Origin of the sequence: Sulfitobacter sp. 15WGC (assembly GCF_005068605.1) — a bacterium.
In the GTDB taxonomy this organism is placed as follows: Bacteria; Pseudomonadota; Alphaproteobacteria; order Rhodobacterales; family Rhodobacteraceae; genus Sulfitobacter; species Sulfitobacter faviae.
Genome location: NZ_SZNL01000044.1, coordinates 1 through 3,986, shown reverse-complemented (window position 1 = coordinate 3,986; position 3,986 = coordinate 1). Strand labels below are relative to the sequence as shown.

Here is a 3,986-nt window from a genome sequence, read left to right as displayed (position 1 = left end):
TCTGAGGCAGCAAAGAAAACTGCAAAGGAGGCCAAAACATTGACCGCATCATAGACCACGACGCATAACTGAGGGTGGGTCAAATCTCGGTGAAAATACCGGGTCAGTTCTCAGTGACAATCAACATCCAAGCCACCGAAGAGAACGTTGCGTGGCGGCGTCACCTGCTGCGCAATGCAGGTGCCATCCTCGGTCTCTACAGCATTGTACCGCTGCGCAATGCCGATGCGGATTTGACCTTTGGCGACACCCTCTTTTGGGAAGCGGGGACCTGGGTGATCGACACCGAAATCCAGAAAACCGCTCATCACAACCCGGAACGTCTCGTAGTGCCGCTTGAGCCCGACTACGCAAAGTACATCGATGCCGTTGTGCAGGGAGATTATGCTGCCCGTCATCTTCCTGACCTGAGGGCGCGCGCAATGAAATCCGGAGGCGCGCTCTTCGTGCGCGACAAGGACAAATATACCAGCCCCACATACATCCCCAGGCTGTTCAAAACATACGCGGGCACCTCGTTCACCACGACCCGGACCATGTTGCACACAGACCAAGCCACAAGCCGAGGAGAAGCCGGCACTCGGGATACAATGGTCATGGCTCAGCAACGCGGCCCCGAAACCGCAAAAAAGTATCAAGCCAAAAATGTGCGTCAGGTGGCCGTTCGCCGGGTCCAGGCCGCCGCCGCAGACCGGCGCGCCAAGCTCGTGACAACTGACCTTATGGAGCAAATCCGCGCCCTAAAGCCAAAAGAGGATACTCCCTATGAAAATTTCTGAAATCTATACCGCTATTGAGGCGGGGAATCTTCTCGACGGGGATGAGGGCTATGTCGCTATGTGCGCGATTGAGCTTCTGGCCCGTGCTGAAGGCGTTCCCGCTCTTGCGCTGGACCTCGCTGCGCCCTCTTTCGCCTTGGCCTACCCCTTCTACAAAAGAAACCTTCAGGGCATCTGGCGCGGTGCGACACATTACCAGGCGTGGCGTGCCTGCATTCTTAATGCACAGATGTTGGCTACCCCAGGCGACATTGATGGCGATCCTTGGCGGTCAATCTGCAGGATTGAGCAGTTTGCCACCAAGAGTTCTAATGCTGTTCTGACAGATATGGCATTGTATCTTCCTGCGCAAACGCATCCGTCGGACGTAACGGATGCCCTTACCCGCACGACGTATGAGAGGCTGGAGGGCTGCGAGCAACGGAGGTTTCGGGACTCGGTGAACGCGCTCCGCCGTCTGTTCGATTTCGAACTGGCACGCCAGTCCGGTTTGCTACCACCAGTGCGACCTAGCTCTCTCCTCGGACTGCGGGACCACCACGCTCATGCGCCAATGGCGCCCGAAATTGAAGCCGCACGGGGTTCCTTAACCCGGGAAAATGCCCTCAGAAGTTTCGATTACGTCCATCGACTGGCATTCTCCGGCGGCCTGCTGAATGGTCAGGATGACACTTTAGAAGATCTGCGCCGTGCATTGGTAAAGCTGCCAGTTCCCGAAGATGTTGGTGTCCCACCGGTCGCACCCCAAACCTTACACAACTATGTAAACTTCGTCCTGCATGAGATCGGGGGGCGTGACTATCGGCTTTCGGAAACCGAACAGGCCTGGTCCGATCTGCGTAAAGCAGCACGGGCTGCAGGGCACGAAACGAGCGCCCTCTACAATTTGTCGATGCCGGCCGCAGCACAGGGCATGATGCCCTCCGAAATCACACCTGTCTGGGTCGAGGGTTTGATCACATATCACAAGTCCCGGGAAGATCGCGCCACGCCTACGCAATGCCGGGTCGGCTGCGAGCAATTCGATGCCTTGCGGCGAATTTTGCCAAAGGAGATCTTCCCGGCTGAACCTCTTGGAATTCAGCGTACGCCACCCCGCCTGAAGCAGCCTCCTCAACCCAAGGATCCAGTCGTGGCTGCATGGGACATGCTCTATGATGAGATCAAACAGAATACCGCGCTGAGTAAAGAGTATAAGCATCTATGGTACATTCGGGGTGAGGCCATCAAGTTTTCCCTGCCTCCTCAGAAAATCACGCAAAATTGGCTTCTGAAACTCCAGGATACATGCCCCCGCGACCGTCGCTCTGCGATATATGGCGGGATCGCGAACTTGCGCAAAATCTCAGGTTTCCAACATCTCAAACCACTCAGAACTCGCAAGCAGCGGCACGGGGGACTGCCTGGCGGGCTGGCTCAGGAACTGGAGACAGTTCTGATCGAGATGGGCGCTGCGCCTACCACGTCGAGGCAAACGAAGCTTGCGTTAGGAGTGCTCGTCGAGTGTCTTGGTCTGGATGATACTGTAGGGCTTCAGGATATCTGCAATATCGATATGGAAACCGTCGAATGGGGCTGTTCCTCAGCCAAGGCGAAAGCATATTCCCTTAAGGTTTCCCAACTGCAGAAGTATGTCGGCCTGCCATGGACCAAGGACTGGAAAACCTTGCAGCAGCTCGTAAGAGAGGCTGGACTCGGGTTGTTGAAAAACCCCGTCCCGAAGCTTTTATCCTGGGGCCCCGGCCCCTCGCCCCAAAAGGTAACCCTAAAGTGGGCACAGGAGCTGGACCGCGAGCTGCGCTCGACACTTCTGAATCCACCCCATGGGCGGGCCGACCTTGCCAAAACGATGGCAGGGCATGTGGCGGCTTTTGATAAGCTGCGAGAGATTCCAGAAGTGGTGGCATCAGGATTGATGCCAGAACCGATCGGGCCGGTGCGTTAGGGCAACCCAGATCCCCTTAGTAAGGTGATGAAACCAACGTTGTCGAAAACGGAAGGATCGAGTGCGGATTGCACTCTAGCTCTGCGTCCATTTCCTTTTTTGATTGAGGCAATCTGTCACCGGGAATGAAAAACTGCTCGCAGCATTCTCGTCGAAGTCCACCTCTTTCCGTCTGACAGAAACGTTCAAGTACGAATATACGTACATGATAATCTATTTCGTGGATTTCGTCACCGACTTCCCATTCGCTCAAATTATGATCTAGGACAGGAACTTCGGAAAGGCATACTGATCTCACAAACTCACTCTGGACTACATATTGATCCGGGGACACGCTTTCTAAGGTACCACCCATATTGATGACATCAGGCTCAATATGAAACTCATCAACTGCGAATGATCGCAGTTCCCTTAATAGATGTTCGTACGACGGGTTATTCTCAAGGTCAGGCAGACTATAGAACGGAGTGAGAAAACGGCTCTCAGCGGTCGAAAACTGCACTGAACACCACACCGACGAAACAATATCGATCCCGTCCTTCCGGTGGTAAATATGTTCTATTTCACCCACATCTGCGAACAGTTTGATGTCAACTTCCATATCAAACAGGAACAACGTTCGAAGATCTGAGATGTCCGCCTCGAGCCAAACCCTTGCGTCCTGATCGTCCAAAATATCATTAAGAGCTTGAATGACGCGATCCTGCCCCCCTTCGAACCACTCCTTTCCAAATCTATATATATCGACTGGAGGACCTAAACTTCTATGTAGAGCTTTTTCGACAATCGAATGCGGGACATTAAAGCAAAGAAGAACTAGGTCCTCGATCCTATCTTCATGGGAAGTGTATCGTAACTCCCGAACCCAAGGACTCTGAGCCCACCTTTTCCACACGTTATAAGATTTTCCGCCTTTTACATGGCCGATCTCCTGCCTCGTTCGCATGCCGTAAACCATCCCCCTAAAACCAGGCAACCATGGCAAATCCTTAGTAAGGCTGGCGGTAAATTCCTTTCGGTTCTGCCCCCTCAGTTGGGCGGAAAATTCTTCCGATGCGAATGCAAGGATAACCAGCCCATTAGGGTATTCGGAGCAGTTCCAGTTCCATGCGGGCAACCATTCTGGTGTCATAAAATGTTGATTGTCACTGAGAACTGACCCGGTAGCCCCATAAATTGTCACTGAGAATTGACCCATGTGAACACACTTCCCCGACGGTTTTGGTTGGGGGGATTTGGAGTGATCGACATGGGATTTTTGA

3 protein-coding genes are annotated in these 3,986 nt (G+C 53.4%); 2 read left to right on the top strand and 1 reads right to left on the bottom strand.

The window, feature by feature from the left end; translation table 11 throughout:
- Nucleotides 1–113: 113 nt before the first annotated feature.
- Nucleotides 114–779 carry a hypothetical protein gene (locus FCK22_RS17760; protein WP_136720734.1) on the top strand — a complete coding sequence of 222 codons (666 nt, stop codon included), beginning with the start codon at nucleotides 114–116 and terminating at the stop codon, nucleotides 777–779.
- Complete coding sequence (locus FCK22_RS17755; protein WP_136720733.1) at nucleotides 766–2,724, top strand: hypothetical protein; 1,959 nt, start codon at nucleotides 766–768, stop codon at nucleotides 2,722–2,724. Before FCK22_RS17760 ends, FCK22_RS17755 begins: the two co-directional genes overlap by 14 nt.
- A gap of 16 nt (nucleotides 2,725–2,740) precedes the next feature.
- On the opposite strand, the gene FCK22_RS17750 is transcribed toward FCK22_RS17755, so the two are convergent.
- Nucleotides 2,741–3,986, bottom strand: a 1,246-nt coding sequence (locus FCK22_RS17750; protein ID WP_211243590.1) for a hypothetical protein, incomplete at its 5' end; no start/stop codon positions are given.